The 17,019-nt window shown below is 75.8% G+C and carries 3 protein-coding genes; all 3 read right to left on the bottom strand.

Annotated features, from left to right (window positions below; genetic code table 11):
* Positions 1 to 51: 51 nt before the first annotated feature.
* The 3 genes from AB0O91_RS11320 to sbnA all read right to left on the bottom strand — a co-directional run bounded on the left by AB0O91_RS11320 (position 52) and on the right by sbnA (position 16,775).
* Positions 52 to 7,431, bottom strand: a complete 7,380-nt coding sequence (locus AB0O91_RS11320; protein WP_363430321.1) for an amino acid adenylation domain-containing protein — start codon at positions 7,429 to 7,431, stop codon at positions 52 to 54.
* Complete coding sequence (locus AB0O91_RS11325; RefSeq protein ID WP_363430323.1) at positions 7,428 to 15,482, bottom strand: amino acid adenylation domain-containing protein; 8,055 nt, start codon at positions 15,480 to 15,482, stop codon at positions 7,428 to 7,430. Before AB0O91_RS11325 ends, AB0O91_RS11320 begins: the two co-directional genes overlap by 4 nt.
* 231 nt (positions 15,483 to 15,713) lie before the next feature.
* Positions 15,714 to 16,775, bottom strand: a complete 1,062-nt coding sequence (gene sbnA / locus AB0O91_RS11330) for a 2,3-diaminopropionate biosynthesis protein SbnA (RefSeq protein ID WP_363430325.1) — start codon at positions 16,773 to 16,775, stop codon at positions 15,714 to 15,716.
* Positions 16,776 to 17,019 lie beyond the last annotated feature (244 nt).

The raw sequence follows: 17,019 nt of genomic DNA on the forward strand, positions 1-17,019 counted from the left end.
GTGCGGGGTGCGGGGTGCAGGTGCTGCGGGTTGCGCGGGTGCTGCGGCGGCTTACGGGTGGTCGGGGGCGTCGGCGAGGGCGCGGTCGAGGACGGCGCCGATCGCGGCGGCCGGACCGGGGTGCAGGAGCTGCTGGTGGCCGGCGTCCACGTCGTGCGCGCGGACGGCCGAACCGAGGTACGGCTCCCAGCTCTTGAGCTTGAGCGCGCGTTCCTCCGGGGTGGGGCGGCGGGGGCCGCCGACGGCCAGGAAGAGGGTCATCGGGCAGTCGTCCAGGCGGCGCGGGGTGAAGCGCTGGAACAGCGTGAGGTTGTTCCGCATGACGGCCAGCAGGCGTTCCAGCAGGGCGGGTCGGAGACCGGCCAGCGGGCCGGCGGTGCGGGCGAGGTGGGCGGCGACCGAGCGGGGGGTGAGCGGTTCGGGGTCGGCCGGGTCGGCCGGTTCGGGCAGGTCGGCCCCGGCCTCGGTCAGGAAGTCGGCCAGGAACTCGGCGTCGGTGGGGTGGGCGCCGCGGGCGTCGTCGGGGTAGGCGTCCAGGTTGGCCAGCAGGGCGACCGGTTCGCCGGCGGCGCGCAGTCGCACCGCCATCTCGTGGGCGACCAGCCCGCCGTAGGACCAGCCGAGCAGGTGGTACGGCCCGTGCGGCTGGATCGCCCGGACCCGGGCCAGGTACTCCTCGGCGACCTCGCCCAGCCCGGTGGGCAGCGGGTCGTCGTCGGACAGGCCGCGGGCCTGGAGGCCGTAGACCGGTCGGGACGGGTCGAGGTGCTCGGCCAGGGCGGCGAAGGGCAGCGCGAAACCGAGGCCGCCGTGCACGCAGAACAGCGGCGGGCGGCTACCGGTGGGGCGGATCGGCAGGACGGGGGCGAGCGGGTCGAGGGCCCGGGAGTGGTCGCCCACGGTGGCGGTGGCGGGGGTGACCGTGGCGGCCAGGGCCTCCAGGGTGCGGTGCTCGAAGACCGCGCCGAGGGTGAGCGGCAGGCCGGCCCGGGCGGTCGCGTTCACCAGCCGGATGGCCTTGAGGCTGTCCCCGCCGAGCGCGAAGAAGGAGTCGTCCGGGCCGACCCGGGGCAGCGCCAGCACCTCCCGGACGGCGGCGCAGAGCAGGCGTTCGGCGGCCGTCCGGGGGGCGCGGGTGGAGGCGGGGGCGGTGGTCGGCTCCGGCAGGGCGCGGACGTCCAGCTTGCCGTTGGCGTTCAGCGGCAGCGCGGGCAGCACGGCGTAGGCGTCCGGGACCATGTGGTCGGGCAGCGAACGGGCCAGGTGGCGGCGCAGCTCGGCCGGCCGGGGGGCGGGCCGGCCCTCGGCCGGGACGAGGTAGGCGACCAGCCGGCGCTGGCCGGTGGCGGCGTCGGCCGGGGCCAGTACGGCGGCCCGGGCCACCGCCGGGTGGGCGGCCAGCAGGCGTTCGACCTCGCCGGGCTCGACCCGGTGGCCGCGGATCTTGACCTGCTGGTCGGCGCGGGCGACGTACTCGAGCCGGCCGTGCCGGTCCCAGCGCACCAGGTCCCCGGTGCGGTACATCCGGGCGCCGCCGGGCTCGAACGGGCAGGCGACGAAGCGTTCGGCGGTCAGCACGGGCCGGGCGAGGTAGCCGCGGGCCAGGCCCGGGCCGGACAGGTACAGCTCGCCGACCACGCCGCGCGGCACCGGGTGCAGCGCCTCGTCCAGCACGTAGGCGGCGGTGTCGCCGATCGGCCGGCCGATCGGGACGGTGCCGTCGGCCCGGCCGAGGTCCTGGCCGGTGGCGAAGGTGGTGGCCTCGGTGGGGCCGTAGACGTGGAGGACGGTGGTGCCGGGCAGGGCGGCGCGCAGCCGGTCCAGGTGGTCCCGGGAGTGCGCCTCGCCGCCGGTGAGCAGGGCGCGCAGCGGGGCCAGGGCGCGGGGGCGGGTGTCGGCCAGGGTGTTGACCAGCTGGGTGGTGAGGAAGGCGACGGTCACCCCGGCCCGGGCGAGGAAGTCCGCCAGGGCCTCCGGGTCGGCCGGGCCGGGCGGCTGGACGGCCAGCCGGGCCCCGTGCGCGAGCGCGCCCCAGATCTCGAAGGTGGAGGCGTCGAAGGCCACCGGCGCGAAGTAGAGGAAGGTGTCCTCGGCGGCCGGGGCGAGCTCGGGCAGGCCCAGCACCAGCCGGACGGCGGCCCGGTGGGTGACCGCGACGCCCTTGGGGCGGCCGGTGGAGCCGGAGGTGTAGATCACGTACAGCAGGTCGTCGGGGCGGACGGTGACCTCGGGGGCGGTGGTGGGCCGGGCGGCCAGGTCGGCCGCCGTGCCGGGGTCGTCCAGGACCACCGGGGCGACGTCCGGGGGCAGTGCGAGGCCGGCCAGCGAGCGCTGGGTGACCAGCAGCCGGGCGCCGCTGTCGGCGAGCATCCCGTGCACCCGCTCGGCGGGGTGGGAGGGGTCGATCGGCAGGTAGGGCGCGCCGGTGCGGGCGATCGCCAGCAGGGTGCGGACCGCCTCGGGGCCGCGCTCCAGGCGCAGCGCGACCGGTCGGTCCCGGTGGGCGCCGCGGGCGGTCAGCAGGTGGGCGAGGCGGTTGGCCCGGGCGTCGAGGTCGGCGTAGCTGGTGTACCGCAGGCCGTCGGGGGCGTCGGGGGCGTCGGGCGCGTCCGGGCCGGCGGCGGCGTCCGGGTCGGCAGGGGCGTCCGGGTCGGCAGGGGCGTCCGGGTCGGCAGGGGTGTCCGGGGCGGTGTGGACCAGGGCGACGGAGTGCGGGGCGGCGGCGATCCGGCGGTCGACCAGGGCGGTGAGGGTGCTGTGCGGGGTGCCGAGCCGGTGGGTGCCGAGGGCGAGCAGTTCGGCCTGTTCCTCGGGGGTGGTCAGGGCCGGGCGGGAGAGCGGGGCGGTGGGGTCGGCGAGGAGGTCGGCGAGCAGTCGCAGGTAGGCCCCGGTGATCCGGCGGGCGGTGGCGGGCTCGAAGAGGTCGGTGCGGTGTTCGAGGGTGAGGGTGAGCGAGCCGTCGGGCCGTTCGGTGAACTGGAGGAAGAGGTCCCACTTGGCAGTGTGGACCGGGACGGGTTCCTCGGCGATGTCGAGTTCCGGGTCGGGGGCGGGGGCCGGTGCGTCGCGGTGGTGGCCGATCATCACCTGGAACAGCGGGTGCCGGGCCGTCGAGCGCTCGGGGTTGAGCACCTCGACCAGCTTCTCGAAGGGCAGGTCCTGGTGCTGGTGCGCGGCCAGGTCGGACTCCCGGACCCGCTCGACGAGCGCCCGGAAGGACGGGTCGCCGGAGGTGTCGGTGCGCAGCACCAGGGTGTTCACGAACATGCCGACCAGGTCGTCCAGTTGCTGGTCGGTGCGGCCGGCGACCGGGCTGCCGAGCGGGATGTCGGTGCCCGCGCCGAGCCGGGTGAGCAGGGCGGCCAGGGCGGCGCGCAGCAGCATGAAGGGGCTGACCGACCAGTCGGCGGCGGTGCTCCGCAGGCGGTCGGCGAGCTGTGGGGGGACGGTGCTGCGGTGGCGGGCCCCGCGGTGGTCGGTCCGGGTGCCGCGCGGGTGGTCGAAGGGCAGCGCCAGCTCCGTCGGGAGGTCGTGCAACCGCTGCGTCCAGTAGTGGAGCTGGCGGGAGAGCCGGCTGTCCGGGTCGCGTTCGGAGCCGAGCAGTGCGTGCTGCCAGAGGGTGTGGTCGGCGTACTGGACGGGCAGCGGCGGGAGTTCGGCGGTGCGGCCGGCGCGGCGGGCCCGGTAGTGGGCGGTGAGGTCCCGGGTGAGCGGGGCGAGCGACCAGCCGTCGGCGGCGATGTGGTGCAGGACCAGGGAGAGCACGTGCAGCTCCGGTCCGAGGGCGAAGAGCCGGGCCCGGACGGGGAGTTCGCGTTCCAGGGCGAAGCCCGGGGCGGCCTCGGCGGCGAGGGCGGCGGGCAGCTCCGCTTCGGTGGTGCGGCTGACCGGGAGCGGGAGGGTGGCCTCGGCGGGGGCGAGCACCCGCTGTTCCGCGGTGGCGGTGGTGCTGCTGTCGTCGGGGTCGGTGCCGGCCCGGCGTGGGAAGACGGTGCGCAGTGCCTCGTGCCGGGCCAGCACGTCCTGGAGGGCGGCGGCGAGCGCGAAGGCGTCCAGCCGGCCGGTCAGCCGGACGGCCAGCGGGATGTGGTAGAGCCCGCCGGGGGCGCCCAGTTGCTCGACGAACCAGAGCCGCTGCTGGGCGGGCGAGAGCGGGAGCACGGCCGGGCGGGGCGCCGCGGTGAGCGGGGGGCGGTGCGCTGCGGTGCCGCCCAGTCGGGTGGCGAGCCGGGCCGGGGAGGGGGCCTCGAAGAGGTCCCGGACCTGGAGTTCCGTGCCGAGTTCGGCCCGGACCCGGTTGACGATCCGGGTGGCCAGCAGGGAGTGCCCGCCGAGGGCGAAGAAGTCGTCGTCGGGGCCGATCCCGGCCAGGCCGAGCACCTCGGCGAAGACCGTGCAGAGCAGTTGCTCCTCGGGGCCGCGCGGGGTGCGGGCGGAGGTGGCGTACACGGGGGCGGGCAGGGCGCGGCGGTCGAGTTTGCCGTTGGCGGTGAGCGGGAGCGCGGGCAGTGTGACCACGGCGGCGGGGACCATGTGGTCGGGCAGCCGGTCGGCGGCGAACGCCCTGACCGCAGCGGCGAGTTCCGCACGGCGCGGATCGCCCGGGGCGGTGGCGTCGGGGGCGGCGGCGTCGGGGTCGGTGTCGGCGGCGTCGGGGGCGGCGGCGTCGGGGTCGGCCGGGACGACGTAGCCGACCAGCCGCTGGTCGCCGGGGCGGTCCTCGCGGGCCAGCACGGTGGCCTCGGCGACCAGCGGGTGCCGGCCGAGGACGGCCGCGATCTCGCCCAACTCGATCCGGAAGCCGCGCAGTTGTACCTGCTCGTCGATCCGCCCCAGGTACTCCAGGGTGCCGTCCGGCCGCCACCGGGCGAGGTCTCCGGTGCGGTACATCCGGGCGCCGCCGGGCTCGAACGGGCAGGCGACGAAGCGTTCGGCGGTCAGCGCGGGCCGGGCGAGGTAGCCGCGGGCCAGGCCTGGGCCGGTGACGTACAGCTCGCCCGGCACCCCGGTCGCCACCGGGCGCAGGGCGCCGTCCAGCAGGTGCGTCCGCAGGTCGGGGATGGCCCGGCCGATCGCGCCGGCGGCGCCGGCGGGGGCCGGCCCGGGGCTCAGTTCGTGCGCGGTGACGTGCACCGTGGTCTCGGTGATGCCGTACATGTTGACCAGCCGGGGGGTGCCCGCCGGGTGCCGGGCGAACCAGTCGGCGAGCCGGCCCTCGTCCAGCGCCTCGCCGCCGAACACCACGGTGCGCAGCGCGAGTTCGCGCGGGCGGTCGGCGTCGGCGCGGATCAGCTGGTAGAAGGCGGACGGGGTCTGGTTGAGCACGGTGACCCGTTCGGCGGCGAGCAGGGCCAGGAAGGCGTCGGGGGAGCGCGAGACGTCGTACGGGACGACGACCAGCCGGCCGCCGGACAGCAGGGCGCCCCACAGCTCCCAGACGGTGAAGTCGAAGGCGATCGAGTGGAACAGCGTCCAGACGTCCTGCGGGCCGAAGCCGAACCGGGGCGCGGTGGTGTCGAGCAGCCGGACCACGTTGTGGTGCGGCACCACCACGCCCTTGGGGCGGCCGGTGGAGCCCGAGGTGAAGATCACGTAGGCCGGGTGGTCGGGCCCCGGGCCGGTGGCGGGCGCGGTGGCCGGGGCGGCGGCGAGCTCGGCGGTGGTCCCGGGGGTGTCGAGGTCGATCCTCGGCAGGGCCGCGTCCGGCAGCAGGCCGGTGGTGCTGACCAGCAGCGCCGGGCGGGCGTCGGCCAGTGCGTGGCCGGTCCGTTCGGCCGGGTGGGCGGGCTCGATCGGCAGGTAGCCGGCGCCCGCCTTGAGCACGGCGAGGACGGCGACGACCAGGTCGGCGCCGCGCGGCAGGGCGACGGCGACGTAGCGCTCCGGTCCGGCGCCGCGCGCCGCCAGCAGCCGGGCCAGCCGGTTGGCGCGGGCGTCCAGCTCCCGGTAGGTGAGGTCGGCGTCGGGCGCGGTGACCGCGACGGCGTCCGGGGTGCGGGCGGCCTGCTCGGCGAAGAGCGCGGGGAGGGTGGTGGGCCGGGCCGCCGGGACGGCGGGGGTCTGCGGGACCGGGGCGGGCTCGGGCGCGCCGAGGTGGGCGAGCAGGGTGTGCGGGTCCTCGGCGACCCGCTCCAGGATGCCGGTCAGCCGGTCGAGCAGCCGCGCCGCTCCGGCCGGGTCGAGGGCCGAGGCGCGGTGGCCGAGCTGGAGGTCCAGCCGCTTGCCGGGGAAGACGGTGAGGCTCAGCGGGTAGTGGGTGGCGGAGTGGATGCGGGCGGAACTCACCGTGCCACCGGACTCCCGGTACAGCGCCGCCTCGTCCATCGGGTAGCTCTGGAAGGCGAGCACGGTGTCGAACAGTTCGCCCCGCAGCCCGGAGGCGGCCTGGACCTCGGCCAGCGGCAGGTGCTGGTGCGGCATCATCGCCAGCTGCTGGGCGGCCAGCGCCGCGAACAGCTCGCCGGCCCGTCGGTCCGGGCGCAGGTCGGCGCGCACCGGAGAGGTGTTGGCGAACAGTCCGATCATCGCCTCGACCTCCGGCACCTCGGCCGGACGGCCGGAGGTGACCGAGCCGAACACCACGTCCTGGCGGCCGGTGAGCCCGCCGAGCAGCAGCGCCCAGCAGCCCTGGACGACGGTGTTCAGGGTGAGGCCCTGGCCGCGGGCCCAGCCGGAGAGCGCGGCGGTGGCCGCCGCGTCCAGCAACCGGCGCTCGGTGCGGGGGAGTTCCGGCGACGGGCCGACCGGCGGCAGCGCCCGCACCGGCCCGTCCAGGCCGGCCAGCAGCTCCGCCCAGGCGGTCCGGGCGGCGGCGCGGTCGCGGCCGTTCAGCCAGGTGAGGAAGGACCGGTACGGTGCGGGCGGGGGCAGGGCGGCGGCTCGGTCCGGGTCCCCCAGCAACCCCAACTCCCGTACCGCGAGGGGGAACGACCAGCCGTCCAGGACGATGTGGTGCACCGACCAGAGGAAGCGGTGGCGCCCCGGGCCGAGCCGGATCAGGGTGAACCGCATCAGCGGCGGCCGGGCCGGGTCGAACCGGCGCAGCCGGTCCTCGTCGGCCAACCGCCGTGCCTCGGCGTCGCGTTCGGCCTCGGGCAGGCCGCTGAGGTCGTGCAGTCGCCACTCCGGGTCGGCGTCCCTGGGCACCACCTGGACCGGTTCGCCGGTGCGGCGGTGCCGGAAGCAGGCCCGCAGGTTGGGGTGGCGCTCCAGCAGGGCGGCCGCGGCGGTGCGCAGCCGGGCGGCCAGCCGCTCGCCGTCGGCGGCGCCCGGGCCGTCCAGCTCGGCGACCAGTTGGAGGGTGTAGAGGTCGGGCGCGGACCGGTCGTAGGAGGAGAGGAACAGCAGGCCCTGCTGGAGCGGGGAGAGCGGCAGCACCTCGCTGATCCTCGCTCCGTTCCCGGCCGGGGTCGGTCTGGGGCCGCTTGTCACGAGAGCTCCTCGTTCAACTCGAATTCCAGATCGGCCAGTTCCTCGTCGGAGAGTTCGACCAGGCGGCCGGCGGGCTCCGCCGGGGCGGGTTCGGTGCCCTCGGCCCCGGCCTCCTCGGCGAGCCGGGCCAGGGCGGCCGCGGTCTTGTGGGTGAAGACGTCCCGGGTGGTGAGGGTGAGCCCGGCCTTGCGGGCCCGGCTGACCACCTGGATGGAGCGGATGGAGTCGCCGCCGAGGGTGAAGAAGTCCTCGTCGATGCCGACGGCGGCGGTGCCCAGCACCTCGGCGAGGATGTCGCAGAGGATGCGCTCCTGCTCGGTGCGCGGGCCGCGCCGGGCGTCCCCGGCGGTGGCCTCGGGCCGGGGCAGGGCCTTGCGGTCGAGTTTGCCGTTGGGGGTGAGCGGCAGGGCCTCCAGGACCAGCCAGGAGGCCGGGACCATGTACCCGGGCAGCAGTTCGGCCAGCCGGTGGCGGACCCGCTCGGCGTCGACCCCCGGGCCGGTGAGGTAGGCGACGAGGCGGGGGTTGCCGGAGGTGTCGGGGAGGACGGCGACGGCGGCATCGGTGACGGGATGGAGGGTGCGCAGGACGGCTTCGATCTCGCCGGTCTCGACCCGGCGGCCGCCGATCTTGACCTGGTGGTCCCGGCGTTCGATGAACTCGAGTTGTCCGTCGGGGCGTTGGACGACGCGGTCGCCGGTGCGGTACATCCGGGCGCCGTTGCCGGTGAAGGGGTCGGCGGTGAAGGTGGTGGCGGTGCGGGCCGGGTCGTCGAGGTAGCCGCGGCCGACGCCGGCGCCGCCGACGTAGAGTTCGCCGGGGACGCCGACGGGGACGGGCTGGAGTTCGTCGCTGAGGACGTAGAGGCGGGTGTTGCGCACCGCACCGCCGATCGGGACCCGGCCGTCGAGTTCGTCGTCGACGGCGATGACGGCGTGGGTGACGTCGTCGGAGCATTCGGTCGGTCCGTAGGCGTTCATCATCGGGACGTCGGGGTAGCGGCTGTGCCAGCGTCGGCACAGATCGGCGGGCAGGGCCTCGCCGGTCACCACCAGCCAGCACAGCGAAGGCAGTTCGGGCGCGCCGCCGTCCAGGTCCCAGGCGTCCAGGGCGGCCCGCAGCAGGGACGGGACGACCTCCAGGACGGCGATCCCCTCCTCCCGGACCAGCGTGAACAGCGCCGTCGGGTCGGCCGCCGTCGCCGTTCCGGCCACCCGGACGCTGCCGCCGACGACCAGCGGGGCGAGCATCTGCCACACCGAGACGTCGAAGGTCAGCGGCGCGTTCTGGACCACGGCCTGGCCGGCGGCGAGGTCCAGGTCACCGACCTTGGCCCAGAGGTGGTTCATCATCCCGGAGCGCTGCACCATCGCGCCCTTGGGCCGCCCGGTCGAGCCGGAGGTGAACATCACGTACGCCAGGTCCGCCCCGGTGCCGACCGGCTCCGGCAGGGCGGGTGCGGCGAGCGACTGCTCCAGCCCGAGCACGGCGACCCCGCTGCCCTCCGGAGCCCGCTGGCCGGCGCCGAGCAGCAGGTGGCCGGCGCCGCTGTCGGCGAGCAGCGCGGCGTTGCGGGCAGCCGGCGCGGCCGGGTCCAGCGGCAGGTAGGCGGCACCGGCACCGAGGACACCGAGCACCCCGGCGACGAACGGCGCGCCGGGTTCGGCGAGCATCGCCACCACCGAACCGCGGCCCGCCCCCGCCCCGGTCAGCAGCGCCGACAGCCCGCCGGCCGCCGTCACCAGGTCCCGGTAGCGGAGCGGCCCGTCGGCGTCCGTCACGGCGACCGCCTCGGGGGTGCGCTCGGCCACCGCGCGGACCCGCTCGACCACGCCGAGGCTCTCCTCGGGCAGCGACTGGTCCCACTGGCCGAGCAGGCCGCCCAGCTCGCCGGGGGTGGCGGTCCCGGTGAGGTCGGCCGGGGCGGTGACGTCGATCCGGGCGAGCGGCAGGTCCGGCCGCTCGGCGACGGTGCGCAGCAGGTGCAGCAGGATCCGGGCGATCCGCTCGGTCCCGGCCCGGGTGAACAGCGCCGGGTGGTGGTCCAACCGCAGGCTGAGCGCCTCGCCGGGGTGGACCACCAGGCTGAGCGGGTGGTGCCGGGCGTCCCGGGCCTCGGCGCGGACCACCCGGGGGCCGTCGCCGCCGGTGCCGGTCAGGTGGCGTTCGTCCAGCGGGAAGTTCTCGAACAGCACCACGGTGTCGAAGGCCTCGCCGGTCAGCCCGGCGGCCTGGTGGATCGCGGCGAGCCCGAGGTGCTCGTGCGGGAGCAGCGCGCTCTGCTGGTCCTGGAGGGTGTGCAGCAGTTCGGCGAGGGGGGTGCCGGGGTGCAGCCGGACCCGGACCGGCACGGTGGTGAGGAACATGCCGATCATCGCCTCGACCTCCGGCACCTCGGCCGGACGGCCGGAGGTGACGGCGCCGAAGAGCACGTCCTGGCGGCCGGTGAGCCGGCCGAGCAGCAGCGCCCAGCAGCCCTGGACGACGGTGTTCAGGGTGAGGCCCCGGCCGCGGGCCCAGCGGGTGAGGGCGGCGGTCTCCCCGGGCGGCAGCGCGGTGTGGACGGACTGCGGCAGGGCGGGGGCACGGCCGTGGCCGGGCGGGGCCACCAGGGTCGGCCCGTCCAGGTCGGCCAGCGCCTCGCGCCAGGCGGTCCGGGCGGCGGCGCGGTCCTGGGTGGCGAGCCAGGCGAGGTAGGAGCGGTAGGGGGCCGGATCGGGCAGCGGGGCGGGGCCCGGACCGGGAGGACCGGGGACACCCGGGGTGCTGAGCGTGAACAGCTCCCGCACCAGCAGCGGCATCGACCAGCCGTCGACCAGGATGTGGTGGCTGGTCCAGACGAAGCGGTGCCGGCCCTCGCCGTGGGTGATCAGGGCGAAGCGCAGCAGCGGTGGGGCGGCCGGGTCGAACCGGCGGGTGCGCTCGGCCTCGGTGAGCCGGTCCAGCTCGGCGGCCCGGGCGGGCTCCGGGAGTTCTGTCAGGTCGGCCTCCGACCAGGGCAGCCGGGCCTGCCGGGGGACCACCTGGACGGGTTCGCCGGCGGCCCGGGCGCGGAAGGCGGCGCGCAGGTTGGGGTGCCGGTCGAGCAGGGCCTGGCCGGCGGCGCGCAGCGCGGCCGGGTCCAGGTCGCCCTCGAGGTCGGCGACGATCTGCAGGGTGTAGACGTCGACGTCCTGCTCGGACGCGGCATCGTGGTCGGCGTGGAAGAGCATCCCCTGCTGGAGCGGGGTGAGCGGCAGGATGTCCACCAACTCCGTCCCGGCGGCCGCGAGTTCGGACTCGTACTCGTCGATCTCCGACTGTTCGAGCCGGACCAGCGGCAGGTCGGAGGGGGTGTGGCCGCCCCCGCCGGAGCGGCGGGCGAGCAGCTCCAGGGCACGGAACCAGGTCTCGGCGACGTCCCGGGCGTCCTCCTCGGCGACGGCGAGGCCGGCCCAGGACCAGTTGGCGATCAGGTGCGGGCCGTCCGGCCGGTCCTCGGTGGCCGGGGTGACGTCCAGCAGGTGCGGCAGCGGCAGGTCGGGGTGGGCGCCGGTGCCGACCACGCCGTCCCCGCCGACCGGCTCCCAGTGGCCGGTGCGCCGGGCGTCGAAGCGGCCCATGTAGTTGAAGCCGATCTGCGGGCCGGGCCGGCCGGCCAGCACCCGGGCGGCGTGCGGGTTGAGGTAGCGCAGCAGGCCGTAGCCGACGCCCCGGTCGGGCAGGGCGCGCAGCTGCTCCTTGATCCGCTTGAGCGCGGTGGCCAACGCGGGGCCACCGGACCACAGTTCGTCCCAGTCCGGCGCGCCGGGGTCGAGGCGGACCGGGAACGCGGCGGTGAACCAGCCGACGGTGCGGGAGAGGTCGAGGTGGTCGCTGAGCTGCTCCCGGCCGTGGCCCTCCAGTTCGATCAGCGTCCGGGGGTGGTCGGGGTGGCCGTGGCGGCGGCGCCAGTCGGCGACGGCGATGGCGAGGCCGGTCAGCAGGACGTCGTTGACCTCGGCGTGGAAGGCCGCCGGGAGGTCGGTGAGCAGCGGGCCGGTGACCTCGGGGCCGAGCTCCAGGCGCAGGGTGCGCCGGGTGCCGTGCACATCGGTCGCCGGGTCCAGCCGACGGGTGCCGATCAGCGGGTCCGGACCGTCCAGGGTGCTCTGCCAGTGGGCGAGTTCGGTGCCGCGGTGCTGGGTCCGGGCCTGGTCGGCGAGCAGCCGGGACCAGGCGCGGTAGGAGGTGCCGACCGGGTCCGGGGCCGGGGTGCGGCCGTCGGCGAGCGCGGCGCAGGCGGCGGCCAGGTCGGGCAGCAGGATGCGCCAGGAGACGCCGTCGATGACCAGGTGGTGGGCGCAGATCAGCAGGTGGGCGCTGTCGGCTCCGGGGGCGGCGGGGATCAGGACGGCCTGGAGCATCACGGCGGCGCCGGGGTCGAGCCGGGCGTGGGCGGCGGCGGCCTGGCGTTCGGCGGCTTGTCGTTCAGTGGCTTGTTGTTCGGTGGCCTGTGGTTCGCTGGGGGCGGCGGCGGGCTCGGGGTCGGGGGCGGGCTCGGGTTCGGCGGTGGTGGCCAGCCGGACCCCGGCCAGGGCGCCGGGCGGCAGCGCCTCCAGGTGCCACAGGCCGGGGGAGGGCTCGGTGGCCCGGGTGCGCAGCGCGTCGTGGTGGTCGACCAGGGCGTGCAGGGCGGTGTCGAGCAGGTCGACGTCCAGCCCGGCGGGGACCCGGACCACCACGTACTGGCCGTAGCCGGCCACCGGACCGTCGAGGCGGCCGGTGTCGGCGTGCAACTGGGCGCTGATCGGGGTGAGTTCGTACGGGCCGGTGCCGCTCTCCCGCTCCCGGGCGGCCGGGTCATCGGAGCTGCCGGAGGCACCGCGGGGGGAGGTGTCGTCGCCGGCCGCGATCCGGGCCAGGGCGGCGGCGGTCTTGTGGGTGAACATGTCCCGGGTGGTGAAGAGCAGTCCGGCCTTGCGGGCCCGGCTGACCACCTGGATGGAGCGGATGGAGTCGCCGCCGAGGGTGAAGAAGTCCTCGTCGATGCCGATGCCGGTGGTGCCGAGGACCTCGGCGAGGATGTCGCAGAGGATGCGTTCGCGTTCGGTGCGCGGTCCGCGGTGGCTGTCCGGCGCGCCCGGGTCGGGCTGGGGCAGGGCCTTGCGGTCGAGTTTGCCGTTGGGAGTGAGCGGCAGGGCGTCCAGGACCAGCCAGGAGGCCGGGATCATGTACGCGGGCAGCAACTGGGCGAGTTCGGCCCGGATGTCGGCCGGACGGACGCCGGGGCCGGTGAGGTAGGCGACGAGGCGGGGGTTGCCGGAGGTGTCGGGGAGGACGGCGACGGCGGCGTCGGTGATGGGGTGGAGGGTGCGCAGGACGGCTTCGATCTCGCCGGTCTCGACCCGGCGGCCGCGGATCTTGACCTGGTGGTCCCGGCGTTCGATGAACTCGAGTTGTCCGTCGGGGCGTTGGACGACGCGGTCGCCGGTGCGGTACATCCGGGCGCCGTTGCCGGTGAAGGGGTCGGCGGTGAAGGTGGTGGCGGTGCGGGCCGGGTCGTCGAGGTAGCCGCGGCCGACGCCGGCGCCGCCGACGTAGAGTTCGCCGGGGACGCCGACGGGGACGGGCTGGAGTTCGTCGCTGAGGACGTAGAGGCGGGTGTTGCGCACCGCACCGCCGATCGGGACCCGGCCGTCGAGTTCGTCGTCGACGGCGATGACGGCGTGGGTGACGTCGTCGGAGCATTCGGTCGGTCCGTAGGCGTTCATCATCGGGACGTCGGGGTAGCGGCTGTGCCAGCGTCGGCAGAGGTCGGCGGGCAGGGCTTCGCCGGTGACCACCAGCCAGTGCAGTTCGGGGAGTTCGGGTGCGCTGCCGTCGAGGTCCCAGGCGTCCAGGGCGGCCCGCAGCAGGGACGGGACGACCTCCAGGACGGCGATCCGCTCGTCGCGTGTCAGCGTGAACAGCGCGTTGGGGTCGGCGGCCGTGTCGGCGCCGGCGACCCGGATGCTGCCGCCGACGACCAGCGGGGCGAGCATCTGCCACACCGAGACGTCGAAGGTCAGCGGCGCGTTCTGGACCACGACCTCACCGGCGGCGAGTTCCAGGTCGTGGGCCTTGGCCCAGAGGTGGTTCATCATCCCGGAGCGCTGCACCATCGCGCCCTTGGGGCGGCCGGTCGAGCCGGAGGTGAACATCACGTACGCCAGGTCCGCCCCGGTGCCGAGCGACGGGAGTTCGGCGGTGCAGGCGGAGTCGGCGGGCTCGCTCAGCGGGAGGACGGCGGCCCCGGTGCCGTCCGGTGCCGCGCAGTCGGTGCCGAGCAGCAGGTGGTGGGCGCCGCTGTCGGCGAGCAGTGCGGCGTTGCGGGCGGCCGGCGCGGCGGGGTCCAGCGGCAGGTAGGCGGCGCCGACGGCCTGGACGGCCAGCACCCCGGTGACGAACGGCGCGCCGGCTTCGGCGAGCATCGCGACCACCGAGCCGCGGCCCGCCCCGGCGGCGGACAGCCGGGCGGCGACTCCGGCGGCCCGGGTGAGCAGTTGGCGGTAGCCGACCCGCTCCCGGCCGTCCCGGACGGCGACCGCCTCGGGCTGCGCGGCGGCGACGGCGCGCACCTGCTCGACCAGGCCCCGGTCGGGGGCGGCGGCGGTGTCCCACCGGCCGAGCAGCCCGAGCGGCTCACCGGCCGCGCCCAGCCCGACCTGGCCGAGCGGGCGGTCGGCGGGCATGGTGGCGAGGGTGCCCAGGAAGGTCGCGAACCGGGCCAGGTGGGTGGCGAGTTCGGCGGCCGTGTAGAGGGCGGGGTTGCCGTCGAGGTGGAGCTCCACGGTGCCGTCGGCGGCGTTCAGGACGGTCAGGATGAGGTCCTTGACGATGCCGGTGGAGAGGTTGACCACCACACCGCGGCAGTCCGGCCCGAAGGCCAGCTCCGGGTCCTGGTCGAGCACGTTGATGAACGGCCCGAAGGCGCGCTGGTCGTCGATCCGCAGGCCGATGTCGCGGCGGATCCGGTCGCCGCGGTAGCGCTGGTGCTGGAGCGCGCGGGCGACCTCGCGCCAGGCCGCGCGCAGCAGCTCGGTGCGGGTCAGCTCCGGCCGGATCCGGACGGCCAGCGGCAGGTAGTTGGCGAGCATGCCGGGGATCGATCGGCTGAGCGCGCCGACCCGGCCGGTGACCGGCAGGGTGAGCAGCGGCGCCGCGACGCCGGTGACCCGCTGGGTGTAGGCGGCCGTCGCGGCGACCATCAGCACCGGCAGGGTGACCTTGCCGTCCTGGGCCAGGGCGTGCAGGGCGGCGGTGGTCTCCGGGGAGAGCCGGACGGTCTCGCGCAGGGCGACCCGGGCGGGGGCGGGCTCCTGCTCGGAGAGCGAGACCAGCTCGGGCCGCGGGCCGTGCCGGTCGGAGGTGAGGCGGTCGGTCCAGTAGGCGCGGTCCTTGCCGACCATCTTGGAATCGAGGTACTTGCGTTCGGCCTCCAGCAGCCGGTGGAACGGCGGCATCACCTCGGCGGTGGGGTCCTCGGTGGCGGGTGCCGGGGCGGTGGGGTCCTCGGTGGCGGGTGCCGGGGCGTCGGGGCCGGTGCCCAGCCGGGTGTAGAGGCCGGAGAGCTTGGGGTAGAGCAGCCCTCGGCTGAAGCCGTCGGCGAGGATGTGGTGCATGCACAGGTAGAGCAGGTGCCGGTCGGCGCCGAGCCGGAGCAGCGCGCCGCGGAACAGCGGGAAGTCGGTGATCTTGATCGGGTCGGCGTGGTCCTCCCGCATCCACTGCTCGGCGGCCGCCAGCGGCTCCGGTTCGCCGCTGAAGTCCAGTTGCAGCAGGGGGAGCCGGGCGAGCGGGCGGATGATCTGACCGGGCCCGCCGTCCTCCTCGACGAACTGCACCCGCAGCCCCTCGGCCTCGTGGCCCAGGCGTTGCAGGGCCCGCCCGAGCCGTTCCGGGTCGAGCGGGCCGCGCAGGTCGATGTAGTCCGCCATGTTGTAGGCCAGCGGCCCGGCGGCGAACTGCTCGTCGAACCAGATCTCGGCCTGCGCCGCGGTGAGCGGCAGGACCGCGCCCCGGTTCGTCGTCGTTGCCTCGTTCTCCGTCATCCTCGCCTCAGCCCGCGTCGACAACCCGGGGAAACCCTCGGGAACTTCATGAATTTCGGAATTTTCGGAACAAACGGAACTCTTGGAACATCAGGAAGACCCGGAAGACCCGGAACCTGCGGAACGGTCGGAACCCACCGAACCCACGGAACGCACCGAACGCGCCGAACCCATGGAACGCACCGAACCGCCGGAACCCGCGGCGCCACCGGTTCGGTGCGTTCCGTGGGCTCAGCCCGTCACCGCGGGCACCCCGGCGCCGTGGCCGGTCCCGTGCTCCGCCCCGCGGTCCGTACCCGGGCCGCCGCGCCCGACGCCCGGCAGCAGGCCCTCCGGCCCGATCGAGCGGGTCACCCACTCGTCGTGGTAGACGGTGTCGAGGTAGCGCTCGCCGAGGTCCGGCGCGATGGTCACCGCCGTCACCCGCTCGCGGACGCCGCCCGCGCCGTCGCCGTGGTGCTCGTCCAGCCAGCGCAGCGCCCCGCTCACGGCGGTGCCGGTGGAGCCGCCGAACAGGAAGCCGCCGCGCATCAGCTCCCGGCAGGTGCGCACGGTGTCGCGCTCCTCGACGTGGATCGCCCGGTCCACCAGCGAGTCGTCCAGCAGCGGCGGGCGCACGCTGGTGCCCAGGCCCGGGATGTGCCGGGTGGCCGGCGGGGCGCCGAAGGTGACCGAGCCGACGCTGTCCACCGGCACCACCCGTACCGAGGGCCGCCGTTCGCCGAAGTACCGGGCGCAGCCCATCAGGGTGCCGGTGGTGCCGGCGCCGACGAACAGCACGGTGAGGTCGGGGAACTGGCGGGCGATGGCGGGCGCGGTGGTGCGGTAGTGGGCCATCCAGTTGCCCGGGCTGAGGTACTGGTTGAGCCAGACCCGCCGCCCGTCCTCGGCCAGCAGCGCCTGGACGTGCCGGATCCGCGCGCCGAGGAAGCCCTCGGTCGGGTGCGGCTCGGTGAGCACGTGCACCTCGGCGCCGTAGGACGTCATGGTCCGCCGGGTGGCCTCGTTGCAGCGGGAGTCGGTGACGCAGACGAACCGGTAGCCGCGCGCCGCGGCGAGCACGCTGAGCGCCACGCCCATGTTCCCGGAGGAGGACTCCACCAGCGTCGAGCCGGGCCGCAGGACACCGGCCGCCTCCGCCTGGGCGACCATTTCCCGGGCCGCCTTCAGCTTGATGGAACCGGCGAAGTTGAATCCCTCCACTTTCAGGAAGAGGCGGTGCCCGAAGATCGGCTGAAGATTCACGAAGAGGTCGCTGACCTCGAATTCGTGCGACGCGGAAATGACCGGCACGGGGACTCCTGGCCTTCGGTGACGAATTAGCCTCGCCGGCAAGACTCCCGCCGTTCGCTGACGAGGTGCTGACGGATTGCTGACGGTCGTCGCCGTCCCGGGCGTCGGCCCAGCTCGGCGCGGTGCGTCAGCCGTCCGTCAGCTGCCGGTCAGTTGCCCGTCAGCGGGATCGGAAAACGTTTGTTATTCCGTACGTGCACCGCACTGCACCGCACTTGTGCGGGCCTTCCGTGAGGAGCCCGGT

This window comes from Kitasatospora sp. NPDC089797 (assembly GCF_040684795.1).
Lineage (GTDB): Bacteria > Actinomycetota > Actinomycetes > Streptomycetales > Streptomycetaceae > Kitasatospora.

Excerpts from the sequence above, each read along its gene's own strand:
- AB0O91_RS11325 (WP_363430323.1), bottom strand. The coding sequence starts at position 15,482 with ATGACGGAGAACGAGGCAACGACGACGAACCGGGGCGCGGTCCTGCCG.